This window comes from Pseudomonas sp. 313 (assembly GCF_000316965.1).
Lineage (GTDB): Bacteria > Pseudomonadota > Gammaproteobacteria > Pseudomonadales > Pseudomonadaceae > Chryseomonas > Chryseomonas benzopyrenica.
In genome coordinates, this window is record NZ_ANBZ01000067.1 from 22,382 (window position 1) to 46,487 (window position 24,106).

At 66.9% G+C, this 24,106-nt stretch carries 25 protein-coding genes; 18 read left to right on the top strand and 7 right to left on the bottom strand.

What is annotated here, in order from left to right:
* Window positions 1-35: 35 nt before the first annotated feature.
* The 4 genes from C722_RS0113340 to pilG form a co-directional block, all read right to left on the bottom strand.
* Window positions 36-2,066 (bottom strand): methyl-accepting chemotaxis protein, encoded by a 2,031-nt coding sequence (locus tag C722_RS0113340; protein ID WP_017640974.1) that lies wholly within the window; start codon window positions 2,064-2,066, stop codon window positions 36-38.
* A gap of 161 nt (window positions 2,067-2,227) precedes the next feature.
* A complete protein-coding gene (locus C722_RS0113345; protein WP_017640975.1) occupies window positions 2,228-2,764 on the bottom strand; it encodes a chemotaxis protein CheW in 537 nt (178 codons plus the stop codon).
* 49 nt (window positions 2,765-2,813) lie between these two features.
* Window positions 2,814-3,179: a twitching motility response regulator PilH gene (pilH, locus tag C722_RS0113350; RefSeq protein ID WP_007161680.1), complete on the bottom strand. Its 366-nt coding sequence runs from the start codon at window positions 3,177-3,179 to the stop codon at window positions 2,814-2,816.
* Between the two features lie 40 nt (window positions 3,180-3,219).
* The gene (gene pilG / locus C722_RS0113355) at window positions 3,220-3,627 is read right to left on the bottom strand and encodes a twitching motility response regulator PilG (protein WP_007161679.1); all 408 of its coding nucleotides are present in this window, start codon (window positions 3,625-3,627) and stop codon (window positions 3,220-3,222) included.
* A gap of 220 nt (window positions 3,628-3,847) precedes the next feature.
* Between pilG and gshB the strand changes: the two genes are divergently transcribed.
* The 7 genes from gshB to C722_RS0113390 all read left to right on the top strand — a co-directional run bounded on the left by gshB (window position 3,848) and on the right by C722_RS0113390 (window position 9,654).
* Window positions 3,848-4,798, top strand: a complete 951-nt coding sequence (gene gshB / locus C722_RS0113360; protein ID WP_017640976.1) for a glutathione synthase — start codon at window positions 3,848-3,850, stop codon at window positions 4,796-4,798.
* Between the two features lie 103 nt (window positions 4,799-4,901).
* Complete coding sequence (locus C722_RS0113365) at window positions 4,902-5,780, top strand: energy transducer TonB (RefSeq protein ID WP_026083833.1); 879 nt, start codon at window positions 4,902-4,904, stop codon at window positions 5,778-5,780.
* A gap of 55 nt (window positions 5,781-5,835) precedes the next feature.
* Entirely contained in the window at window positions 5,836-6,405 is a 570-nt protein-coding gene (locus C722_RS0113370; RefSeq protein ID WP_017640978.1) for a YqgE/AlgH family protein, read from the top strand.
* Window positions 6,402-6,854: a Holliday junction resolvase RuvX gene (gene ruvX / locus C722_RS0113375; protein ID WP_007161675.1), complete on the top strand. Its 453-nt coding sequence runs from the start codon at window positions 6,402-6,404 to the stop codon at window positions 6,852-6,854. Before C722_RS0113370 ends, ruvX begins: the two co-directional genes overlap by 4 nt.
* A 2-nt stretch (window positions 6,855-6,856) precedes the next feature.
* A complete protein-coding gene (gene pyrR, locus C722_RS0113380) occupies window positions 6,857-7,366 on the top strand; it encodes a bifunctional pyr operon transcriptional regulator/uracil phosphoribosyltransferase PyrR (protein ID WP_017640979.1) in 510 nt (169 codons plus the stop codon).
* A 15-nt stretch (window positions 7,367-7,381) separates the two neighbouring features.
* Window positions 7,382-8,380 (top strand): aspartate carbamoyltransferase catalytic subunit, encoded by a 999-nt coding sequence (locus C722_RS0113385; RefSeq protein WP_017640980.1) that lies wholly within the window; start codon window positions 7,382-7,384, stop codon window positions 8,378-8,380.
* Window positions 8,377-9,654 (top strand): dihydroorotase, encoded by a 1,278-nt coding sequence (locus C722_RS0113390; protein ID WP_017640981.1) that lies wholly within the window; start codon window positions 8,377-8,379, stop codon window positions 9,652-9,654. Before C722_RS0113385 ends, C722_RS0113390 begins: the two co-directional genes overlap by 4 nt.
* 62 nt (window positions 9,655-9,716) lie before the next feature.
* Here the strand turns inward: C722_RS0113390 and C722_RS0113395 are convergent, their stop codons facing one another.
* Window positions 9,717-10,121, bottom strand: coding sequence for a TM2 domain-containing protein (locus tag C722_RS0113395; protein ID WP_017640982.1), 405 nt, complete (start codon window positions 10,119-10,121; stop codon window positions 9,717-9,719).
* A gap of 434 nt (window positions 10,122-10,555) precedes the next feature.
* Here C722_RS0113395 and C722_RS24925 point away from each other — a divergent pair, with 434 nt between their 5' ends.
* The 3 genes from C722_RS24925 (at window position 10,556) to C722_RS0113410 (ending at window position 13,906) form a co-directional block, all read left to right on the top strand.
* Complete coding sequence (locus C722_RS24925; RefSeq protein ID WP_017640983.1) at window positions 10,556-11,113, top strand: C40 family peptidase; 558 nt, start codon at window positions 10,556-10,558, stop codon at window positions 11,111-11,113.
* Between the two features lie 132 nt (window positions 11,114-11,245).
* The gene (locus C722_RS0113405) at window positions 11,246-12,457 is read left to right on the top strand and encodes a putative DNA modification/repair radical SAM protein (RefSeq protein ID WP_017640984.1); all 1,212 of its coding nucleotides are present in this window, start codon (window positions 11,246-11,248) and stop codon (window positions 12,455-12,457) included.
* Window positions 12,458-13,906, top strand: a complete 1,449-nt coding sequence (locus tag C722_RS0113410; RefSeq protein ID WP_017640985.1) for a UdgX family uracil-DNA binding protein — start codon at window positions 12,458-12,460, stop codon at window positions 13,904-13,906.
* On the opposite strand, the gene C722_RS0113415 is transcribed toward C722_RS0113410, so the two are convergent.
* A complete protein-coding gene (locus tag C722_RS0113415; protein WP_017640986.1) occupies window positions 13,903-15,045 on the bottom strand; it encodes a PilT/PilU family type 4a pilus ATPase in 1,143 nt (380 codons plus the stop codon). The genes C722_RS0113410 and C722_RS0113415 overlap by 4 nt on opposite strands.
* Complete coding sequence (gene pilT / locus C722_RS0113420; protein ID WP_007161666.1) at window positions 15,045-16,079, bottom strand: type IV pilus twitching motility protein PilT; 1,035 nt, start codon at window positions 16,077-16,079, stop codon at window positions 15,045-15,047. The genes C722_RS0113415 and pilT overlap by 1 nt, the downstream gene beginning before the upstream one ends.
* A 126-nt stretch (window positions 16,080-16,205) precedes the next feature.
* Here pilT and C722_RS0113425 point away from each other — a divergent pair, with 126 nt between their 5' ends.
* The 8 genes from C722_RS0113425 (at window position 16,206) to hemW (ending at window position 24,106) form a co-directional block, all read left to right on the top strand.
* Window positions 16,206-16,901: a YggS family pyridoxal phosphate-dependent enzyme gene (locus tag C722_RS0113425; RefSeq protein ID WP_017640987.1), complete on the top strand. Its 696-nt coding sequence runs from the start codon at window positions 16,206-16,208 to the stop codon at window positions 16,899-16,901.
* Between the two features lie 9 nt (window positions 16,902-16,910).
* On the top strand, window positions 16,911-17,729 hold the full coding sequence (proC, locus tag C722_RS0113430; RefSeq protein WP_017640988.1) for a pyrroline-5-carboxylate reductase: 819 nt from the start codon (window positions 16,911-16,913) through the stop codon (window positions 17,727-17,729).
* A 9-nt stretch (window positions 17,730-17,738) separates the two neighbouring features.
* Entirely contained in the window at window positions 17,739-18,332 is a 594-nt protein-coding gene (locus C722_RS0113435) for a YggT family protein (RefSeq protein ID WP_017640989.1), read from the top strand.
* Window positions 18,333-18,449: 117 nt separating this feature from the next.
* Window positions 18,450-20,408, top strand: coding sequence for a dynamin family protein (locus C722_RS0113440; RefSeq protein WP_017640990.1), 1,959 nt, complete (start codon window positions 18,450-18,452; stop codon window positions 20,406-20,408).
* Window positions 20,409-20,515: 107 nt separating this feature from the next.
* Complete coding sequence (locus tag C722_RS0113445) at window positions 20,516-21,655, top strand: homoserine O-acetyltransferase (protein WP_017640991.1); 1,140 nt, start codon at window positions 20,516-20,518, stop codon at window positions 21,653-21,655.
* A gap of 5 nt (window positions 21,656-21,660) precedes the next feature.
* Window positions 21,661-22,281, top strand: coding sequence for a methionine biosynthesis protein MetW (metW, locus tag C722_RS0113450; protein WP_017640992.1), 621 nt, complete (start codon window positions 21,661-21,663; stop codon window positions 22,279-22,281).
* Window positions 22,282-22,364: 83 nt separating this feature from the next.
* Window positions 22,365-22,958 carry an RdgB/HAM1 family non-canonical purine NTP pyrophosphatase gene (gene rdgB, locus C722_RS0113455; RefSeq protein WP_017640993.1) on the top strand — a complete coding sequence of 198 codons (594 nt, stop codon included), beginning with the start codon at window positions 22,365-22,367 and terminating at the stop codon, window positions 22,956-22,958.
* The gene (gene hemW, locus C722_RS0113460; RefSeq protein ID WP_017640994.1) at window positions 22,955-24,106 is read left to right on the top strand and encodes a radical SAM family heme chaperone HemW; all 1,152 of its coding nucleotides are present in this window, start codon (window positions 22,955-22,957) and stop codon (window positions 24,104-24,106) included. Before rdgB ends, hemW begins: the two co-directional genes overlap by 4 nt.

Genomic DNA, 24,106 nt, shown 5'->3' on the forward strand with positions numbered 1-24,106 from the left:
CTCCCCCTCGCCACACCACGATGTGGCCGCTGCATTCAGCCCAGCGGCTGCTCGTTCGGCAGATTGAAGCCCGACACCGAACGCCGCATCTCGCTGGCCAGCTTGGCCAGCTCGCCGATGCTGCGCGCGGTGGCGGTGGTACCGGCCGAGGTCTGCGAGGTGATCTCCTGAATCACGTTCATGGTGCTGGAGATGTGGCTGGCGGACGAGGACTGCTGACGCGCGGCGTTGGAGATGTTCTGGATCAGTCCGGCCAGGCTCTGGGAAACCTTCTCGATCTCTTCCAGCGCCACACCGGCGTCCTGGGCCAGGGCGGCCCCGCGCACCACTTCCGAGGTGGTCTGTTCCATGGAGATGACCGCCTCGTTGGTGTCGGTCTGGATCGCCTTGACCAGGGCCTCGATCTGCTTGGTGGCGCCGGAGGAGCGTTCGGCGAGGCGCTGGACCTCGTCGGCGACCACGGCGAAGCCACGACCGGCGTCACCGGCCATGGAGGCCTGGATGGCGGCGTTCAGGGCCAGGATGTTGGTCTGGTCGGCGATGTCGTTGATCAGGCCGACGATGTCACCGATCTCCTGGGACGATTCGCCCAGGCGCTTGATTCGCTTGGCGGTGTCCTGGATCTGCTCGCGGATGCTGTCCATGCCGATGATGGTGTTGTGCACCACCTGGTTGCCCTTGTTGGCGATGGCCACGGAGCGCTCCGCCACCGCGGTGGACTCCGAGGCGTTGGTGGATACCTGATCGATGGACACGGCCATCTCGTTGATCGCCGCGGAGGCCCCGGCGATTTCCTGGGCCTGGTGCTCCGAGGCCTCGGCCAGTACCGTCGCGGTGTCCTGGGATTCCTGGGCGGCGGCGGCCACCTGCACGGCGGTCTGGTTGATGGTCTCCACCAGTTCGCGCAGCTGGTCGATGGAGTAGTTGATGGAGTCGGCGATGGCGCCGGTGAAGTCCTCGGTCACCGTGGCCTGCACGGTCAGGTCACCGTCGGCCAGGTCGGCGATCTCGTCCAGCAGACGCAGAATGGCGGTCTGGTTGCGCTGGTTCTTCTCGTCGGTCTCGGCCAGGCGGCGGCGGGTATCGCGCACCAGGATGTAGCCGATGCACAGGATGGCGCCAAGGGCGATGAACACCAGCAGATAGCTGCCCACGGTGTTGATCTTGCGGCTCTGGGCCAGCGAAGCGTAACCGGCGCTCAGCTCCGAGGCGGAACCGAGCAGTGCCTGGGAGCCCTGGTAGATCAGGCCCACGGCGGAGCGGATCTGCAGCAGTTCGGGCGAGGTGGCGAGAATCTCGTCGACGTTGCCGGAGACGAATTCGAACAGCTTGTTGGCTTCGTTGAGTCGGCTGACCGCCTCGGGGTCGGTGATCTTGGCGATGCCCATGGAGGCATTGCCTTCGCGCATGGCCTTGAGTACCCGGCCGAACAGGCTGGCGTCGCGGCCAAAGCTGTCGGCAGCCTGGACGGCGGCTTCGTCGCCGGTAAGGATCTTGTTGATGGCGCCGAGGATCCGCTCAGCCAGCAGTGCCTGACGCTGGGCCACCACCACCTGGCCGGCGGGCGCGCCGCGCTCGATCAGGATGTCGACGACCTCTTCGTTCTCGACCTGCAACTGGGGAATGGTGTCGGCCAGCGCGCCGGACAGCTGGTGCAGGGACAGTACGGTCTGCTCGCTGCCGAGCATGGTGTCGACCTGCTTGCGCTGGGTCTCCCACTGGGATTGCAGGGTATCCAGACGCGGGCCGAGGATCGCCGGCGAGGGCGGCAGACCGGTCTGCGGATCGCCGCTGCGCAGGATGGTCAGGCGCCGCTCGAACTCGGCGCGCGCCTGGCGCAGGTCCTTGAAGGCCTCGGCCTTGCCGGTGGCGGCCTCACTGGCACTCTTGGCCAGCTGCTGCGAGAGAATCCGCAGCTCGGTGGCCTGACCCTGATACTGGTTGTCGTAGTTGGTCTGGGTGCCCAGGTACGCGAAGTTGGCGAACAGCAGCACGATCGCGACGATCAGCACCACGAACATGCCCGCGACCCACGCGTTGATTTTCCCGGTATTGAGTTTGTTCATCAGCGGCCCCCGCCTGGACCTTGGTTCCTTTAGTTCTATCCTTGTCGGACGCCGGATCGGTTCGCTTGAAGCCGATGCTCGTCGCCCTACCCCCACCCGTCGGCGACGGCTCCTGCCATCCCGACCCCGATCCGCCTCGCAGCGCCCGGACGCCTGGCGACCTAGGCCGCGACGTCCATGAATTCGGGATGCTCGACCAAGGCGCGTGGGCTGCAGACCAGCCAGGGCACGTCGCGTTGGAAGACACCTTCCAGAAAGAAGTGCAGGCCCGACGGCACGTTGTCGGCGTGCTCGCGATAGGCCTCGATGTCGAAATGCTGCATACCCAGGACTTCGTCAACCGCCAATCCGACGAAGAGGTCGCCATGGTCGACGATCAGGATGCGCCGCTGTTTGCGCAGGGCCTGGATCTTCACGCCGAGGAATTGCCCCAGGTCGGCGATCGGCAACAGGCGACCGCGTACGTTGGCCACGCCCTTGAGCCAGGGTTTGACGCCGGGCAGCGCGGTGAAGCGCGGCTCCGGCAGGATCTCGCTGACCTCGCCCATGGGAATCACGAAGCGCAATTCACCGAGACGAAAGCCGATACCGCTCCAGCTGCGCTGGTTTTCCTGTTGCGCCGGCAGACCGGCCGCCCGCTCGCGGCAGCGCAGATCGATCAGGCGCAAGAGTTCATAGGGCGTGGTGGCGTCGCTCATAGGATTCCCTGCCCTGTAGGGCGCTGCCGCGAGAAACGGACGTCGGACGTTAGCCTTGCAGGACACCCGCCAGGGTGCGCAGCAGGGTGTCTTCGTCGATGGGCTTGGTGAGATAGTCCTTGGCGCCCTGGCGCTTGCCCCAGACCTTGTCGGTTTCCTGGTCCTTGGTGGTGACGATGACCACCGGAATGTGGCTGGTCTCGGCATCCTTGGTCAGCTGCCGGGTGGCCTGGAAGCCGTTGAGGCCGGGCATGACGATGTCCATCAGGACCGCATCCGGCTTCTCCTGACGGGCCAGGGCGACGCCATCGGCACCGTTCTCGGCCTTGAGCACCTGATGCCCATGCTTTTCCAGCATGGCGGTGAGCTTGTACATCTCGGTGGGAGAGTCGTCGACGATCAGAATTCGAGCCATGAAAATTTCCTACTAGATAGAATCGCCCGCCTCAGGACACTCAGGACGCTTGTTCGAGCGGAGTGAAACTGGGGACGTGGGTCTTGATCGCACCGATCAGCTCTTCTTTGCTGAAGGGTTTGGTGAGGTACTGGTCAGAGCCGACGATGCGGCCCTTGGCCTTGTCGAAGAGGCCATCACGCGAAGACAGCATGATGACGGGCGTCGCGCGGAAGGCGCTGTTGTTCTTGATCAGCGCGCAGGTCTGATAGCCATCCAGTCGCGGCATCATGATGTCCACGAAGATGATGTGGGGATGACTATCGGCGATCTTGGCGAGCGCATCGAATCCATCGATGGCGGTGATGACCTCGCAGCCAACTTTCTTGAGCAGGGTCTCGGCGGTCCGACGAATCGTCTTCGAGTCGTCGATCACCATGACCTTCAGCCCTTCCGAATACTGTTCCATGTTCAAGCTACCAGCTCATCGTCGATGAAACGTGAATGATGTCGATCCGGGCACTTTGGCGGCGCCTCTTTGTAGCACACAATACCGTGACGTACCACGCAGATCCCCTGGTGGCGGACCACCGGCCCGCCCACCACGACGATCGCGCAAGCATTGGCACTGAAGGGGATCGAAGGGCTATTCTGACGCCTTGCCCACGTAGAACCGAGGTCTAGCGTCAATGAGTATCCGCCTGGGGATCGTCATGGATCCCATCGAACGCATCTCCTATAAGAAGGATAGCTCCATGGCCATGCTGTGGGCGGCCAAGGCGCGCGGCTGGACCCTGCACTATTTCGAGATGCAGGACCTGTACCAGGTCGATGGCGAGGCCCGCGGCCGTGGCCGGCAGCTGGACGTGTTCCAGGATCCGGAGCGCTGGTTCGCCTTTGGCGAAGACGTCGACCTGCCCCTGCGCGAGCTGGACGTGATCCTGATGCGCAAGGACCCGCCCTTCGACAACGAATTCGTCTATGCCACCTACCTGCTGGAGCAGGCCGAACGTGGCGGCACCCTGGTGGTCAACCGCCCGGCCAGCCTGCGCGACTGCAACGAGAAGTTCTTCGCCACCCTGTTTCCCGAGCTGGCGCCGCCGACCCTGGTCAGTCGTCGCGTCGACATCATCCGCGAGTTCGCCCGCAGCCACGGTGACGTCATCCTCAAGCCGCTGGACGGCATGGGCGGCAGCTCGGTGTTCCGGCATCGGGAAGGCGATCCCAACCTCTCGGTGATCCTGGAGACCCTCACCGCCCACGGTACCCAGCAGATCATCGCCCAGCGCTACCTGCCGGGCATCAAGGATGGCGACAAGCGCATCCTGATGATCGACGGCGAACCCGTGGACTACTGCCTGGCGCGCATTCCGGCCCAGGGCGAGACCCGTGGCAACCTGGCCGCCGGTGGCCGCGGCGTCGCCCAGCCGCTGTCGGCGCGGGATCGCGAGATCGCCGCGACGGTGGGCCCGGAATTGCGCAAGCGCGGCCTGCTCTTCGTCGGCCTGGACGTGATCGGCGAGCACCTCACCGAGATCAATGTCACCAGCCCGACCTGCATCCGCGAGATCGATGCGGCCTACGACACCCGCATCGCCGAGCGCCTCATGGATGTGATCGCGCAGAAGCGCGCGCGCTGAGGCGAGGGTCCATGCCGCCCCCAGCGGCATGGACAAGCGCGGACACAATCCGCAGACTGGCGCCAGCCCTGCCGCGCGTCCTCTGCCCTTGCCGACCCAGTCAATGCCCAGCACCGCCTCCTCCCCCGCCGCCCAGGTCCGTCCCGCCGACCGCCTGGGCTTCACGCTGCTCATCGCGACCCTGCTGCACGTCGTGCTGATCCTCGGCGTCGGTTTCTCGCTGCCCGAGCCCAGCCAGATCAGTCGCACCCTGGAGGTGACGCTGGCCAGCTTCAAGAGCGACGAGGCGCCCAAGCAGGCTGATTTCCTCGCCCAGGAAAACCAGCAGGGCAGTGGCACCCTGGACAAGGCGGCAGCGCCGAGCACCCCGGTGCAGGCGCCCTTCCACGACAGCGAGATCCGCCAGGCCGCGCCTCCGGCTCGCCCGCCGGCGGCGGATCGCGCCCAGGCGCCCAAGGCGGCGGTGACCACCCGCGCCCCGCGGCCGACCAAGGCCGAGCCCAGTCGCGAGACGCCCGAACGGGAACAGCGTGACGCTCCGAGCCCCGAATCAGACAGCCAAGCCGCCGAACTCGCCAGCCTGGAAGCCCAGCTCGCCGAGGAGCGCCAGCAATACGCCAAGCGGCCAAAGATCTGGCGGATCAACGCCGCCTCGACGCAAAAGGACAAGGGCGCCCGCTACAAGGAAGAATGGCGGCGCAAGATCGAGCGCATCGGCAATCTCAACTACCCTGAGCAGGCCAAGCGTGACCGCCTCTATGGCAGCCTGCGCCTGCTGGTGGCCATCAACAAGGACGGCTCGCTCTACGAGGTCCAGGTGCTGGAATCCTCGGGCCGCCCGGTGCTGGACCAGGCGGCGCTGCGCATCGTCCGGCTGGCGGCGCCCTTCGCCCCCTTCAGCGGCGATCTGGCCGACATCGACCGGCTGGAGATCATCCGCACCTGGCGCTTCGAGCGTGGCGACCGCCTGTCCAGTCAATAGCCCTGGACGCCGTTGGACTTGAAGCCGGACCGCGCAACCGGGAAACTTGCCGGTCATGAAGCCGACCTCCAGCACCACCCTACAGCACCAGCTCCTGATCGCCATGCCACAGATGGACGATCCTCATTTCGCCGAGACGGTGATCTACCTCGTCGACCACGGCCCGGATGGCGCCATGGGCCTGGTGATCAACCGACCCAACGGCCTGCACCTGGACGACCTGCTCGAACAGCTGCGGCCCGAAGTCCCGGCCACCCTGGAAGACACCCAGGTCATGCTCTATGCCGGCGGCCCGGTGCAGACCGATCGTGGCTTCGTCCTGCATGACGCCGGCCCGGTGTTCCAGAACACCCTGGAACTGGACGAACTCAGCCTCACCACCTCGCCGGACGTGCTGTTTGCCCTCTCCGACGGTACCGGCCCGACCCGCCACCTGATCACCCTGGGCTACAGCGGCTGGGGTCCCGGCCAGCTGGAAGAGGAATTGGCGGCCAATCTCTGGCTCACCACCCCGGCCACCAGCGCCCTGCTGTTCGAGACGCCCAGCGAGCAGCGCCTCGGCGCGGCCGCCGCCCTGCTGGGGGTCGACCTGCGCCTGCTCTCGCGCCAGGCGGGCCACGCATGAGCGCACCCAGTGGCCTCTACCTGGGCTTCGACTACGGCACCCGGCAGATCGGTGTCGCGGTCGGCCAGGCCGTGACCGGTCAGGCCCGCGAACTGCTCACCCTCAAGGCGCAGAATGGCGTGCCCGACTGGCAGCAGATCCAGCGCCTGCTGGACGAGTGGCGCCCCACCGCCCTGGTGGTCGGCCTGCCACTGAACATGGACGGCACCCCCAGCGAGATGAGCGAGCGCGCCGAACGCTTCGCCCGCCGCCTGCAGGGTCGCTACGGCTTGCCCGTGCATACCCATGACGAACGCCTCACCACCTATGCCGCCAAGGGCGAGCGCCTGCAGGGCGGTCAGCGCGACGGCTATCGCGAGCGCCCGGTGGACGCCCTTGCCGCCGCCCTCCTCCTGGAAGGCTGGCTGACCCAACAACTGGAACGGGCCGCGCGCCCGCAATCGGAGTAGCCATGCACCTGCCCTCTCCCGCCGAGCTCCTGCCGCGGCTGGCCGCCGACCTGCGCCTATCGTTGGATCGCCGTGGCATCACCGATCCCGGCTTCGTCGGCATCCATACCGGTGGCCTGTGGGTCGCCGAGGCCCTGCTGGCCGAACTCGGCCTGGATACCCCGCTGGGCAGTCTGGACGTCTCCTTCTACCGCGACGACTTCACCCAGAAGGGCCTGCATCCCCAGGTACGGCCCTCGGCCCTGCCGTTCGAGATCGACGGGCGCCACCTGGTGCTGGTGGACGACGTGCTCATGAGCGGCCGCACCGTGCGCGCGGCGCTCAACGAACTCTTCGACTATGGTCGTCCCGCCAGTGTGACCCTGGTCTGCCTGCTGGACGTCAATGCCCGCGAATTGCCGATCCAGCCCGACGTGGTGGGCGCCACCCTGAGCCTGGCCCCCACCCAGCGCGTCAAGCTGACCGGCCCCACGCCGCTCGCCCTCGAATACCGCGACGCCCCCGCCGCCTGACCTGGATCCGCTGCCATGACCGACGCTACGCGCTCGCTGCAACTCAACGCCCAGGGCCAATTGCGCCACTTCCTGTCGCTCGACGACCTGCCCGCCGAACTCCTCACCGAATTGCTCGATACCGCCGACTCCTTTCTGGAAGTCGGCGCCCGGGCGGTGAAGAAGGTGCCGCTGCTGCGCGGCAAGACCGTGTGCAACGTCTTCTTCGAGAATTCGACCCGCACCCGCACCACCTTCGAACTGGCGGCCAAGCGGCTGTCGGCGGACGTCATCACCCTCAACGTCTCCACCTCTTCCACCAGCAAGGGCGAGACGCTGTTCGACACCCTGCGCAACCTGGAGGCCATGGCCGCCGACATGTTCGTGGTGCGCCACGCCGACTCCGGCGCCGCCCATTTCATCGCCGAGCACGTCTGCCCGGATGTAGCCATCATCAACGGCGGCGACGGCCGCCATGCCCACCCCACCCAGGGCATGCTCGACATGCTGACCATCCGCCGCCACAAGGGCGACTTCGCCAACCTCTCGGTGGCCATCGTCGGCGACATCCTGCATTCGCGGGTCGCCCGCTCCGACATGCTGGCGCTGCGTACCCTGGGCTGCCGCGACATCCGTGTGGTCGCGCCGCGCACCCTGCTGCCGGTCGGCCTCGAAGAACTCTATGGCGTGCGCACCTTTACCGACCTGGCCGAGGGTCTGGACGGCGTGGACGTGGTGATCATGCTGCGCCTGCAACGCGAACGCATGCAGGGTGGCCTCTTGCCCAGCGAAGGCGAGTACTACCGGCTGTTCGGTCTGACCCGCCAGCGCCTAGCCCGCGCCAAGCCCGACGCCATCGTCATGCACCCGGGACCGATCAACCGCGGCGTGGAGATCGAATCAGCGGTCGCCGACGGCGAGCAGTCGGTCATCCTCAACCAGGTCACCTACGGCATCGCGGTCCGCATGGCGGTGCTGTCGATGACCATGAGCGGGCAGACCGCCCAGCGTCAGCTACAGGAGAATGCGCAGTGAGCCTGAGCATCCGCAATGCCCGGGTGATCGACCCGGCCACCGGCCTCGACCAGGTCAGCGACGTCCATGTCGACCAGGGTCGCATCCTGGCCCTGGGCGAAGCGCCCCAGGGCTTCCAGGCCGACGAGCAGCTGGACGCCAGCGGCCTGACCCTGGCGCCTGGTCTGGTCGACCTGGATGTCGCCCTGTGCGAACCGGGCCTGACCCGCAAGGGTAATGTCGACAGCGAGACCCGCGCCGCCGCGGCCGGGGGCGTCACCAGCCTGTGCTGCCCGCCCACCACCCGCCCGGTGCTGGACACCACCGCGGTGGCCGAACTCATCCTCGACCGGGCGCGCACCGCCGATCACGCCCGCGTCCATCCCATCGGCGCCCTGACCAAGGGCCTGGGCGGCGAGCAGCTGGCCGAACTGATGGCCTTGCGCGACGCCGGTTGCGTGGCTTTCACCAACGGCCTGCAGCCCTTCGAGAATCTGCGGGTGCAGCGGCGAGCGCTGGAATATGCCGCCACCTTCGACCTCACCGTGGTCTTTACCGCTCTGGACGCCGACCTAGCCCATGGCGGCCTCGCCCATGAAGGCCCCACCGCCAGCTTCCTGGGTCTCACCGGCATCCCGGAGACCGCGGAGACCATCGCCCTGTCTCGCGACCTGCTGCTGGTGGAACAGAGCGGCGTGCGTGCCCATTTCGGCCAGCTGACCAGCGCCCGCGCGGTGGAGATGATCGCCGCCGCCCAGGCCCGCGGCCTGCCGGTGACCGCCGATGTGGCGCTCTACCAGCTGCTGCTCACCGACGAGGCCCTGCAGGGCTTTTCCAGTCTCTATCACGTCAAGCCGCCGCTGCGCACCGCGCGGGACCGCGACGCCCTGAGAGCCGGGGTACGTGATGGGGTGATCGGCGCCATCTCCAGCCATCACCAGCCCCACGAGGCGGACGCCAAGCTGGCGCCCTTCGCCGCCACCGAGCCGGGCATCAGCAGTGTCGAATTGCTGCTGCCGCTGGCCCTGACCCTGGTGGAAGACGGCCTGCTGGATCTGCCGACCCTGCTGGCACGCCTGACCAGCGGTCCAGCCCAGGCGCTGCGCCTCGCGGCGGGCCGCCTGGCCAAGGGCCTGCCGGCGGACCTGGTGCTGTTCGCCCAGCAGCCGACCGCCCAGGCCGCCACGCCCTGGCTGTCGCGTGGCCGCAACTGCCCCTTCCAAGGCCTCACCCTGCCCGGCCGCATCGAACGCACCCTGGTAGGGGGACGCGCGACCTACCAGCGCGGCGCCTGAATAGAGGCGCCTGAATAGAAAAGGGGCTCCGCGGAGCCCCTTTTCTCTGTCTCTTAGCTGGATTAGCGCACCAGCCGCCGGCGATTCTCTTCGGAGATCTGCGAGTTGAGCGTCCAGAAGTCGTAGAGCACGCCCAGCAGGAAGAAACCCGCGGTAAAGAAATAGAGGATGGCGGTGATCCACTTGCCCAGATAGAGGCGATGGACGCCAAAGATGCCGAGAAAGGTCAGCAGGATCCAGCCCAGACTGTAGTTGATCGAACCGGACTGGAAACGCAGATCCGCCTCGCGATCCATGGCCGGGATCAGGAACAGATCGATCAGCCAGCCGATGCCCAGCAGACCCAGGGTGCAGAACCAGAGGGTGCCGGTGACCGGTTTGCCATAGTAGAAGCGATGAGCGCCGAGAAAACCGAAGATCCACAGCAGATAGCCCATGACCTTGCTGTGGGTGTCCTGATACTGCATGCCTACGACCTCGCGACTGAAGGAAAAGACCCACCTTACCGACACCCTTACATTCACCGTGACTTTATGTCGAAAACTGGATGAATGCCCAGGGAGTCTCACTGGTTGGCGCTCTAGGGACCCCACTTTCCGCTAAAAATTACATAATTTCTTGATGAGAGGTGCACAAAATATCCACAGGGTTGGTATAGAATCCCTCGCTTCGATCTTCAGACACCCCTACGACAATGCGTTTATTTCTTCTGACATGGCTCTCCGCCTGTCTTGTGCTGCCCGCGGCAGTACAAGCGAAAGAGAACTCTGCAGCGCGCACTGCCGCTCCGGTCCACAAGGTCGCAGCCCGGCATGTCACCGCCGCTTCAGCTCCCAAGACCGCCGCCCGGCACGCCTCCGCTGCTCCCGCGCCCAAGGCCGCCGCTCGCCGCGTCGCGAAGGTGGACCCTACCCAGGCAGCCTCCGCCGCCCGCGCCAAGCACGCCGCCCGCGCCACCAGCGCCCTGCACCGTAAGCAGGCCACCGCCCAGGCTGCCACCCGCAACGTCGGCGCCCAGGTCGCGACCCGCGCCATGGACCTGGTCGGTACGCCCTATCGCTACGGCGGGACCAATCCGCAGAACGGCCTGGATTGCAGCGGCCTGGTGAACTACGTCTATCGCGACGTACACAACGTCAAGCTGCCGCGTACCTCCCGTGAGCTGTCCCAGCTCAAGGGCCCCAAGGTCGCCCGTGGCGATCTCAAGGCCGGTGACCTGGTGTTCTTCAAGACCGGTCAGCGCAGCGGCATCGATCACGTCGCCATCTATCTGGGCAACGATCGTTTCGTCCATGCCCCGCGTAGCGGCGAAAGCGTTCGCGTCGATCACCTGAGCAAGCCCTACTGGACCAAGAGGTTCGCCTCGGCCAAGCGGGTGCTGCAACAGCCCACCACCCTGGCAGCGGAAACCACGTCCGTCGCGGACAAGCCGCGTACCAAGCGTACCCGCAAGTCCTGATCCCTCCCCCTCGCTTCGCCGGGCACTACCGCCCGGCGGAGTGTCGCTCCACTCGGCGCCGCCCGGCGCAAAGCCATTGAACGACGCTCCGCTTCCTGGATACTGTATGCAATCACAGTCCAGGAGATCTCGATGGAGCTCGCCGACAAGCTGATCATTCTCGCCGATGCCGCCAAGTACGACGTATCCTGCGCCAGCAGCGGTGCGCCCAAACGCAGCTCGAAGGGCAAGGACGGCCTGGGCTCGACCGATGGCATGGGCATCTGTCACAGCTTCACCCCGGATGGGCGCTGCGTGGCGCTGCTCAAGGTGCTGCTGACCAATTTCTGCCAGTACGACTGCCAGTATTGCGTCAATCGCCGCAGCAGCAATGTGCCGCGGGCGCGCTTCACGCCCGAGGAAGTGGTGCAGCTGACCCTCGACTTCTACCGGCGCAACGTCATCAGCGGGCTGTTTCTCAGCTCCGGCATCATCCGCTCCTCCAACTACACCATGGAGCAGATGACTCGGGTGGCCCAGCTGCTGCGCGAACAGCACCAGTTCCGCGGCTATATCCACCTCAAGACCATTCCCGACGCCGATCCCGAGATCATCGCCCAGGCCGGTCTCTATGCCGATCGCCTGTCGGTGAACATCGAACTGCCCACCGAGAGCAGCCTGATCAAGCTGGCGCCGGAAAAGAACGGCAGCAGCATCCGCAAGACCATGGGCAACATTCGCCTGGGGCTGGAGGAAGCCGAGGCCGAAGCCAAGGCGCCGCGTTTCGCGCCAGCTGGCCAGAGCACCCAGATGATCGTGGGCGCCGATGCCACCGACGACCGCACCATCCTCGATACCGCCCAGACCCTGTATGGCGCCTATCGCCTCAAGCGCGTCTACTATTCGGCCTTCAGCCCCATCCCGGAAAGCCCGGGTACGGTGCCGCTGCAACCGCCGCCGCTGCTGCGCGAGCACCGGCTGTACCAGGCCGACTTCCTCATGCGCGGCTACGGCTTCCAGGCGGAAGAGCTGCCCACCGAAGATGGCCAGTTGCCGCTGGACGTAGATCCCAAGCTGGCCTGGGCGCTGCACAATCGCGCCATTTTTCCGCTGGATCTCAACCGCGCCGACCAGGCACTCATCGCCCGGGTGCCCGGCATCGGTGTGCTCTCGGCCAAGCGGCTGGTGGAGCTCAGGCGCGAGCGGCGCATCCGCTACGCCGACCTGATCCGCCTGAAATGCAGCGTCGAGAAGGCACGGCCCTTCATCATCACCCAGGACTACCGACCGCAGCCGCGCCTGGCGGAATCCCTCGACCTGCGCCGGCAACTCGCCGAACCGCCCGCCCAGCTCGCCCTGCTCTAGATGCAGAGAGTCGACTTCGACGGCACCTTCGCCGGCTGGCGCAAGGAGGCGCGCCGGTTGCTCCAGGCGGGTATCGCCCCGGCCCAGGTGAGCTGGCAGGAGAGTCGCGGCCTGGGCGATCTGTTCGACGAACCGGCCGAGGCCACGCCGCCGCCGCCCAGCGGCGCCATACGTATCCCGCCGCAACTGGCCGAAGCCCTGACCTATGCCGCCTGCTTTCGCAGCGATGATCGCTGGGCGCTGCTCTACCAGGTGCTCTGGCGGGTCGCCCGGGGCGAACGTGCGGCGATGCTGGCCGGTGACGAAGACGGCAGCGAATTGCAGCGTCGGGTCAAGGCGATTCGCCGCGAGATCCACCATGTGCACGCCTTCCTGCGCTTTCGACCGCGTGCGGAGAGCGCGGGGCCGCCGGCCTGGGTGGCCTGGCACCAGCCGGCCCATGACGTCCTGGCCCTGGCGGCGCCGCATTTCTGCGACCGCATGGGCAACAGCAGCTGGCTGATCGCGACCCCCGAGGCCGCCGCGCTCTGGGATGGCCAGGCGCTGCAACTGGTGGAGCCCTGCCCCGCCGAGCTGCAGCAACTGGCGCGGCAGACGCCGGAAGACGATGACCGCAACGCCGGCGACGAACTCTGGCGCGCCTATTACCGCAGCACCTTCAATCCGGCGCGGGCCAATCCACGCACCCTGAGGGGTAACATGCCGGCGCGCTTCTGGAAGGACCTGCCGGAAGGGCCGCTGATCCCGGCGCTGCTCAGCGAGGCGCGAGCCGGTGCCCAGCGCCTAGCCCAGGCCGAGGCGGTGGGTCGCCAGGGCGGTCGCGAGGTATTGATCGCCGCCGAACGCGCCCAGCCGGAACGCCCGCTGCCCACCACCCTCGACGAGTGCCGCCGCTGCGAGTTGTGGGAAAAGGCTACCCAGCCGGTGGCCGGCGAAGGCCCGCGCACCGCCCGCATTCTGCTCTTGGGCGAGCAGCCCGGCGATCAGGAAGACCTGGCGGGTCGCCCCTTCGTCGGACCGGCCGGGCAGGTGCTGATGGCGGCGCTGGCCGAGGCGGGCCTCGCGCGCAGCGAGGTGTTCCTGACCAATGCGGTCAAGCACTTCAAATGGATTCCCCAGGGCAGGCGACGCAAGCACGTCACCCCGGGACCGGAGATCGCGCCCTGCCGCTACTGGCTAGAGCAGGAACTGCGCGACATCCAGCCGACCGTGGTGGTGGCCCTGGGCTCGACCGCCCTGGAAGCCTTGCTCAAACGCAAGCCACGGGGCCTGGCGCAATTCATGGGCCGACCACTGCGGCTGGACGAGCGCTGGATCATTGCCACCTATCACCCCTCTTACATCCTGCGCACCCCGGACGCCGAGCAGCAGGAGCAGGCACGCCAGGCGCTGGTCGCCGCTCTGCGCGAGGCCAGGACCCTGGCCGCCGAGAACGAAGACGAAGGCTAGCGGAAGCGCTTGGGCGGATCGTCGCCCATGTCCACCGAGAGGTTGCGGGTGAGCTGATTGAGGTGATCGGCGTCCGTTTCCGACCCCAGCTTGATCATCAGCCGCAGGTCGTTGGCGGAATCGGCGTGGGCCAAGGCCGCTTCGTAGCTGATCTCGCCGTCGCGATAGAGACCATAGAGCGACTGGTCGAAGGTCTGCATGCCCAGTTCGCCGGATTTCTTCATCAGCGCCTTGAGTTCGTGCACCTCGCCCTTGCGGATCAGGTCGGCGGCCAGCGGGGTGTTGAGCAGCACCTCGATCACGGCACGACGGCCCTGGCCATCGGTGGTGGGCACCAGTTGCTGGGCGACGATGCCCTTGAGATTGAGCGACAGGTCCATCCAGGTCTGGCTGTGCCGATCGGCCGGAAAGAAATGGATGATGCGATCCAGCGCCTGGTTGGCGTTGTTGGCGTGCAGGGTGGCCAGGCACAGGTGACCGGTCTCGGCGAAGGCCAGGGCGTGCTCCATGGTGTCCCGGCTGCGGATCTCGCCGATCATGATGACGTCCGGCGCCTGGCGCAGGGTGTTCTTCAGGGCCACCTCGAAGGATTCGGTGTCGATGCCCACCTCGCGCTGGGTGACGATGCACCCCTGGTGCTGGTGGATGTACTCGATGGGATCCTCGATGGAGATGATGTGCCCCGCCGAGTTCCTGTTGCGATGGCCGATCATGGCCGCCAGCGAGGTGGACTTGCCGGTGCCGGTGGCGCCGACGAAGATCACCAGCCCGCGCTTGGTCATGGCCAGCTTCTTGATGATCTCCGGCAGGCGCAGCTGCTCGACCGTGGGAATGTTGACCTCGATGCGGCGCAGCACCATGCCCACCAGGTTGCGCTGGTAGAAGGCGCTGACCCGGAAGCGACCGATGCCGCGGGCGCTGATGGCGAAGTTGCACTCGCGCTTCTGCTGGAATTCCTGCCGCTGCTCGTCGTTCATCACCCCCAGCACGATGGCTCGGCACTGATCCGGCGTGAGCGAATCCTTGGTGACCGGCGTCATGCGCCCGTTGATCTTCATCGAAGGGGGCACGCCGGTGGTGATGAAGAGGTCGGACGCCCCCTTGTCCACCATCAGCTGCAGGAACCTGTCGAAATCCATCAGAAGTTCTCCGGCGTCTTGGCCTTCTCGCGGGCCGCGTCGCGGCTGATCAGCCCCTTGGCCAGCAGCGCCTTGAGGCACATGTCCAGGGTCTGCATGCCCAGGCCGCCACCGGTCTGGATCGAGGAATACATCTGCGCCACCTTGTCCTCGCGGATCAGGTTACGGATGGCCGGGGTACCGATCATGATTTCGTGGGCCGCCACCCGGCCGCCACCGACCTTCTTGAGCAGGGTCTGGGAGACCACCGCCTGCAGGGATTCGGACAGCATGGAACGCACCATGGACTTCTCTTCCGCCGGAAAGACGTCCACCACCCGATCGATGGTCTTGGCCGCCGAGGTGGTGTGCAGGGTGCCGAACACCAGGTGCCCGGTCTCGGCCGCGGTCAGCGCCAGGCGGATGGTCTCCAGGTCGCGCAGCTCGCCGACCAGGATGATGTCCGGGTCCTCGCGCAGCGCCGAGCGCAGGGCCTCGGAAAAGCCCAGGGTGTCGCGGTGCACCTCACGCTGGTTGACCAGGCACTTCTTGGATTCGTGGACGAATTCGATGGGATCCTCGATGGTGAGGATGTGGTGGTACTTGGTGTTGTTGAGGTAGTCGAGCATGGCCGCGAGGGTGGTGGACTTGCCCGAACCGGTCGGCCCGGTCACCAGCACCAGGCCGCGCGGGACGTCGGTGATCTTCTTGAACACCTCGCCCATGCCCAGCTCTTCCATGCTCAGCACCTTGGAAGGGATGGTCCGGAACACCGCGCCGGCGCCGCGATTCTGGTTGAAGGCGTTGACCCGGAAGCGCGCCACGCCCGGCACCTCGAAGGAGAAGTCGGTCTCCAGGAATTCCTCGAAGTCCTTGCGCTGCTTGTCGTTCATGATGTCGTAGATCAGCGCGTGCACCTGCTTGTGCTCGAAGGCCGGCAGGTTGATGCGGCGCACGTCGCCGTCGACGCGGATCATCGGCGGCAGGCCGGCGGACAGGTGCAGGTCGGAGGCGCCTTGCCGCGCGGAAAAGGCCAGCAATTCGGTGATATCCATGGGACTCCCAGATGTCGAGCAAGCAGGTAGAATGCCGCGCAGCACTGGCGGTCTGACTTGGTCACCGCCACTCACTCATCCGGTACGCCGAGGCCTGCCGGATGCGCCGACGCAAGCAGGGGCTGAATGTCCACGATAGCCGAGAATAGCGCAACCGTACTCGAACGCATCGCCGCCGCCAGCCGGACGGCAGGCCGCGATCCCGCGACTGTCGGCCTCCTGGCGGTGAGCAAGACCAAGCCCGCCGCCGCCTTGCGCGAGGCCGCCGCCGCCGGCTTGCGCGACTTTGGCGAGAACTACCTGCAGGAGGCGCTGGACAAGCAGCCGGCGCTGGCCGACCTGCCACTGGTGTGGCATTTCATCGGTCCCATCCAGTCCAACAAGACCCGCGCCATCGCCAGCCACTTCGACTGGGTGCATTCGGTGGATCGCCTGAAGATCGCCCAGCGCCTGGCCGAACAGCGCCCGCCCGAGCGTGGGCCGCTGAACATCTGCCTGCAGGTCAACGTCAGCGGCGAAGCCAGCAAGTCCGGCTGCCACCCCGACGAACTCCCAGCGTTGGCCACCGCGGTGAGCCAGTTGCCCAACCTGCGTTTGCGTGGCCTGATGGCCATTCCCGAAGCCACCGACGACCCGGCCAGCCAGCGCGCCGCCTTTGCCCGGCTGCGCACCATGAGCGAGACGCTGAACCTGAACCTGGACACCCTGTCCATGGGCATGAGCCAGGATCTGGAAGCCGCCATCGCCGAGGGCGCCACCTGGGTCCGCGTCGGTACCGCCCTCTTCGGCGCCCGCGACTACGGCGTCGCCTCTTCAACCTAGGAAGTCTCGATGAACGACACCCGCATCGCCTTCATCGGCGCTGGCAACATGGCCGGCGCCATCATCGGCGGCCTGCTCGCCCAGGGCGTGCCGGCCCGGCAGCTCAGCGCCAGCAATCGCAACCCGGCCAAGCGCGAGGCGCTGGCCCGGGAGCACGGCATCCGCGTCGAGGCCAGCAACAGCGCCGTGCTCGCCGACGCCGATGTGGTGGTCCTGGGCGTGAAGCCCCAGGTGATGGGCGAGGTCTGCCAGGAGTTGGCTCCCCATCTGCGCCCGGACCAGCTGATCGTCTCGGTCGCCGCCGGCATCACCTGCGCCAGCCTGACACGCTGGCTGGGCCAGCGCGCGCTGGTGCGCTGCATGCCCAACGTGCCTTCGCAGCTGCGCCTGGGTGCCAGCGGCCTGTTCGCCAACGACCAGGTCACCGCCGAACAGCGCGCCCGCGCCCAGGAGATCCTCGCCGCGGTCGGCCTGGCCCTCTGGGTCGAGGAAGAACAGCAGCTGGACGCGGTCACCGCCGTCTCCGGCAGTGGCCCGGCTTATTTCTTCCTGCTGATGGAAGCCATGACTCAGGCCGGCACCAAGCTCGGCCTGCCGGCCGCGGTGGCCGAACAGCTGACCCTGCACACCGCCCGCGGCGCCGCCGCCATGGCCTGTCAGGGCGACCGCAGCCCCGAACAATTGCGTCGTTCGGTGATGTCCCCCAAGGGCACCACCGAACGCGCCATCGAAACCTTCCAAGCCGGGGCCTTCGCGGACCTGGTGGAAGAAGCCCTCACCGCCGCGGCCGACCGGGCTGCGGAACTGGCCCAGTTGCCGGATCGATAAGGAGTATCCATGTCCGCTTTCGCGCAAGCCCTCGTCTACGTCATCCAGACCCTCGGCAGTCTCTATCTGCTGATCATCCTGCTGCGTTTCATCCTGCAGCTGGTGCGGGCCGACTTCTACAATCCGCTGTCGCAATTCACCGTGCGCGCCACCCAGCCGCTGCTCAAGCCCGTGCGGCGCATCATTCCCGGCTTCGGCGGCGTCGATCTGGCGGCCCTGGTACTGGCGATCCTGGTCCAGCTGGCGCTGATGATGGTCGTGGTGGTGCTGCTCGGCGCCAGCATCGGCGGTCTGTTCCCCGCCTTGCTGATCTGGGCCCTGCTGGGCGTGGCTTCGCTGTTCCTCAAGGTGTTCTTCTTCGCCCTGATCGTCAGCGTCATCCTCTCCTGGGTCGCGCCCCAGACCCACAACCCCGCCGCCGAGCTGGTCAATCAGATCTGCGAGCCGCTGCTGGCCCCCTTCCGCCGCATCCTGCCGAGTCTGGGTGGCCTGGATCTGTCGCCGATCTTCGCCTTCATCGTGATCAATCTGCTGGATCGCTTCGTCATCGGCCAGCTGGCCGCAGCCACCGGCATGCCGCAGATTCTCGCCCCCTTCCTCTGACGCACCACTCGCGCACCCGCCACGACCGCCTGCCGCGTCGTGGCGGAGGCGGCATTGACGTCCTCTGGACGCTGGGGCACCGTCCAGCCTTTGCTGTCCAGGTCAAGGAAGTCCCCTATGGAACGCCTGTTCCGCCACGTCGATGCCTATGCCACGTGGAAAGCCGAACTCGACACCCAATTGGGCCGCTACCGCGACTGGTTGCAGCGTAATCGTCTGGCCTCCCCGGCACTGGACGCCGCCCTGGCCAGCTGCCAGAGCGAATTGCAGGCCGACGGCATCACCCTGGCCTTCGCCGGCGAGTTCTCCCGCGGCAAGACCGAGCTGATCAACGCCCTCTTCTTCGCCGACTACGGCCAGCGCATGCTGCCGTCCCAGGCCGGGCGCACCACCATGTGCCCCACCGAGATCTTCCATGACGCCGGGGCCGACGGGCCCTATCTGCAGCTGCTGCCCATCGACAGCCGCCTGGACGAACGCAGCCTGGCCGCCTGGCGCAAGACGCCCGAGGCCTGGCAGCGCTTCGCCCTGGACGACCGCCACCCGGACGCCATGGCCGCCCTGCTGGCCAAGGTCACCGAGACCCGCGAGGTGGAAACCGCCGCTGCCGTGCAACTGGGCTTCGACCCCGAGCAGTTGGAACAGCTCGACAGCGCCGGTCTGGTCAGCATCCCGGCCTGGCGCCACGCGCTGATCAGCATCGACCACCCGCTGCTGCGCCAGGGCCTGCGCATCCTCGACACCCCCGGCCTCAACGCCCTGGGCGCCGAACCCGAACTGACCCTGTCGCTGCTGCCCCACGCCCAGGCCGTACTCTTTCTCATCGGTGCCGACACCGGCGTGACCGCTTCGGACCTGGCGCTCTGGGAACAGTGCGTCAAGCCCTCCCTGGGCGATGCCCCGGAGCGGCTGTTCGCAGTGATGAACAAGATCGACAGCCTCTGGGACGACCTCGGCGGGGTCGCCCATGTCGCCCAGTCCCTGGAAAACGTCCGCCAGGCCAGCGCCCGGCAACTGGCGCTGCCGGCCGAGCACATCCTGCCGCTGTCGGCCAAGCAGGCGCTGCTGGGCAAGGTCCGCGGCGATCTGGAATTGCTCGCGCGCAGCCAGCTCGACAGCCTCGAACAGCTGCTCGCCGAACGCATCGTCGGCGCCCGCGAGCGTCTGTTGCAGCAGCGCATCGTGCAGCAGGCCAGTGGTCTGCTGGGCGCCAGCCGTACCCTCATCGAGCAGCGCCTGGAAGCCATTCGCGCCCAGTACGCGCAACTGGCCGACGAGGAATTGCCCGGTGCCGGCCTGGAATTGCAGACCGCTCGCACGCGCCAGGAATACGACCAGTATCACCGTCGCCTGCTGGACCTACGCACCACCCAGAACATGCTGGCCGGGCAGCGCAAGCTGCTGACCGACCTGGTCGCGTCGGAGCGCCTGGACGCCCATCTGGACACCGCCCGCCGGGAATTCCGCAGCAGCCTGACCACCGTCGGCATCAACCAGTCCATCGCCCGTTTCTTTCGCGTGGTCGAGCATGACCTGCTGGCCCTGGACAACGAGGCGGACCGGGCCAACAAGGTGCTCGGCGCAGTCTACCAGCGGCACAATGTCGAGAATCCGCTGCATCCCCTGGAAGCGCCGCGACTGCGCATCCGCCCCTATGTCCGCGAGCTGCGCCAGCTGCAACTCAAGACCGAGGAGGTCCAGCGTCAGGTCAAGACCCTGCTCACCGAGCAGAGCGCCCTGGCCCGCCGCTTCTTCGCCACCGTGGCCCAGGAGGTCCAGGCGCTGCAGGAAGGCGCCCATGCCCAGGTGCTGCGCTGGAACGACGGCGCCCTGACCCCGCTGGTGCAGCACACCCGCGAACAGAAGCAGCTGCTGGAGACCAGCATGCTGGCGCTCAAGCAGCTCACCCAGCAGAACCTCAACAGCCAGGAGCAGGTGCGCCGGCTACAGGTGCACGAGGACGTCCTGCACGGGCAGCTCAGCGAGGTCAGCGACATGCTCAAGCAGATCAGCCGGCCGGCGCCGTCCCAGCGCCACGACAACGTGGTCACCCTGCCGCTGGCGCGGGTCGGCTAGCGCCATCCGCTACCGTGGCGCGGTCCTTGGCCGCCGCGCCACGCCTGCCCTTGCCGCTCCCGGCGGTGCTCTTTAGACTGGCGAGCCCCGCCCCGGACGAGCCGTCAATGCCCAGCGTCATTCCCGAAGATTCCGTCGGCCTGGTCACCCCCGAGCTGCTGCACTTCAACGAGCCCCTGGCCCTGGCCTGTGGTCGCACCCTGCCGGCCTATGACCTGATGGTCGAGACCTATGGCGAACTCAACGCCAGTCGCAGCAACGCCGTGCTGATCTGCCACGCGCTCTCCGGCCATCACCACGCGGCCGGCTATCACAGCCTGGACGACCGCAAGCCCGGCTGGTGGGACAGCTGCATCGGCCCCGGCAAGCCCATCGACACCCGCAAGTTCTTCGTGGTCGCCCTCAACAATCTGGGCGGCTGCAACGGCTCCACCGGCCCCAGCAGTCCGAACCCCGAGACCGGTCGGGCCTATGGCGCCGACTTCCCGGTGCTGACCGTGGAAGACTGGGTCAACAGCCAGGCACGCCTGGCCGATCGCCTGGGTATCGGGCAGTGGGCGGCGGTGATCGGCGGCAGCCTGGGCGGCATGCAGGCGTTGCAGTGGACCATCAGCTATCCCGAGCGCATCCGCCACTGCCTGGCCATCGCCTCGGCGCCCAAGCTGTCGGCGGAAAACATCGCCTTCAACGAGGTAGCGCGCCAGGCCATCCTCTCGGATCCGGACTTCCACGCCGGCCACTTCCAGGAAAAGGGTGTGATCCCCAAGCGCGGCCTGATGCTGGCGCGCATGGTCGGCCACATCACCTACCTGTCCGACGAGGCCATGGGCGAAAAATTCGGTCGCGAACTCAAGACCGACCAGCTCAACTACGACTTCCACAGCGTCGAATTCCAGGTCGAGAGCTACCTGCGCTATCAGGGTGAGGAATTCTCCGGCCGTTTCGACGCCAACACCTACCTGCTGATGACCAAGGCGCTCGACTACTTCGATCCGGCCCATGCCCACGGCGGCGACCTGGCCAAGACCCTGGCCGGGGTGCAGGCGCGCTTCCTGATCGTCTCCTTCACCACCGACTGGCGCTTCTCGCCGGCGCGTTCCAAGGAGATCGTCAACGCCCTGATGGCCGCGCGCAAGGACGTCAGCTACCTGGAGGTCGACGCGCCCCAGGGCCATGACGCCTTCCTCATTCCCATCCCGCGCTATCTGCAGGCCTTCTCCCACTACATGACCCGCATCGAGGTATAGCTGCCGTGCGCGCCGATCTGGACATCATTCAGGAATGGATCCCCGCCGGCAGCCGGGTCCTCGACCTCGGTTGCGGCACCGGCGAACTGCTCGCCTGGCTGCGCGATCACAAGCAGGTCACCGGCTACGGCCTGGAGATCGACCCGGACAAGATCGCCGAATGCCTACTCAAGGACGTCAACGTCATCGAGCAGGATCTCGACGGCGGCCTGGCCAACTTCGCCAGTGACAGCTTCGACGTGGTGGTCATGACCCAGTCGTTGCAGGCCATGCAGTACCCGGACCGCATCCTCCAGGAGATGCTCAGGGTCGGTCGCCAGTGCATCATCACCTTTCCCAACTTCGGTCACTGGCGCTGCCGGCTGTACCTAGGCGGCAAGGGGCGGATGCCGGTCTCGGACTTCCTGCCCTACACCTGGTACAACACGCCGAACATCCACTTCTGCACCTTCGAGGACTTCGAGCGCCTCTGCCGCGAACAGCGCGCCCAGGTACTGGATCGTCTTGCCGTGGATCGCCTGCACCGCCACGGCTGGGCCAGCAAGTTGTGGCCCAACCTGCTCGGCGAGATCGGCATCTATCGGGTCAGCGCGCCGCATCTGCACGACCTGCGCGTCGCCATATGACGTAAGGCCTGGGCGGCGCGGCCAGCCCGGGCCTGGCTTCGCGTACAATACGCCGCCCTTCCCAATGCGACACGGTGCCCCTCATGTCCGACCTAACCGAACTGGTTCTCGCCAGCCACAACGCCGGCAAGCTCAAGGAACTCCAGGCCATGCTCGGCGACCGGGTGCGGGTGCGCTCGGTGGGCGAATTCAGCCAGGTGGAACCCGAGGAAACCGGGCTGTCCTTTGTCGAGAACGCCATCCTCAAGGCGCGCAACGCCGCGCGGCTGTCCGGTCTGCCGGCCCTGGCGGATGATTCGGGCCTGGCGGTGGACGCCCTCGGCGGCGCCCCTGGTATCTATTCCGCGCGCTACGCCGATGGTCAGGGCGATGCCGCCAACAACGCCAAGCTGCTCGACACCCTGCGTGACGTGCCCGACGCCGAGCGCACCGCCCAGTTCGTCTGCGTGCTCGCCCTGGTGCGCCACGCCGACGATCCGCTGCCGATCCTCTGCGAAGGCCTCTGGCCCGGGCGCATCCTGCATGCCGCTCAGGGCGAGCATGGCTTCGGCTATGATCCGCTGTTCCAGCCCGACGGCGAAGCGGTCTCCGCGGCCGAATTGGCGCCGGCGGAAAAGAACCAGCGCAGCCATCGCGCCCGCGCCATGGCCCAGCTCAAGCAACGGCTCCAGCTGTGACCGACACCTTCGCCTTGCCGCCACTGGCGCTCTACGTCCATATCCCCTGGTGCGTGCGCAAGTGCCCCTATTGCGACTTCAACTCCCATGCCGCTGGCCCGACGCTACCGGAAACGGAGTACGTCGACGCCCTGCTGGCGGATCTGGACCAGGACCTGATCCACGTCCATGGCCGGCCGCTGACCTCGATCTTCTTTGGCGGCGGCACACCCAGTCTGTTTTCCGCCGAGGCCCTGGGCCGCCTGCTGGACGGCGTGGCCCGGCGGCTGAGCTTCGCGCCGGACATCGAGATCACCCTGGAAGCCAACCCCGGTACCTTCGAGCAGGCCAAGTTCGTTGCCTACCGCGGTCTGGGCATCAATCGGCTGTCGATCGGTATCCAGAGTTTCCAGGACGCCAAGCTCAAGGCCCTGGGGCGCATCCACGGCCGCGAGGAAGCCATCCGCGCCGCCGACCGGGCACGCGCCGCCGGCTTCGATAATTTCAATCTGGATCTCATGCACGGCCTGCCCGAGCAGAGCGTCGCCGATGCCCTCGGCGACCTCGACCAGGCCATCGCCCTGGCGCCCACGCACCTGTCCTGGTACCAGCTGACGATGGAGCCCAACACGGTGTTCTGGAGCCAGCCGCCGGAGCTGCCCGAGGACGACACCCTCTGGGACATCCAGGAAGCCGGCCAGGCGCGCCTGGCGGCCGCCGGCTACCAGCAGTACGAGACCTCTGCCTATGCCCAGCCCGGGCGCCAGGCGCGGCACAATCTCAACTACTGGGGCTTTGGCGACTTCCTGGGCATCGGCGCCGGCGCCCATGCCAAGCTGAGCGCCCCGGACGGCACCCTGCTGCGCACCTGGAAGACCCGTCTACCCAAGGACTATCTGGACCCGGCCAAGGCCTTCCAGGCCGGCGCAAAACAATTGGAGCCGGCCGACCTGCCCTTCGATTTCATGATGAACGCCCTGCGCCTGGTGGACGGGGTACCGGCCGCCTGGTATCCGCAGCGCACCGGCCAGTCGCTGGACAGTCTGGCACCCGCGCTGACCGCGGCGCGCCAGGCCGGCCTGCTGGCCGAGGATGCACAGCGCCTGCGCCCCACCGCTCGCGGCCAGCTGTTCCTGAACGACCTCTTGCAATCCTTTCTGCCTGACTGA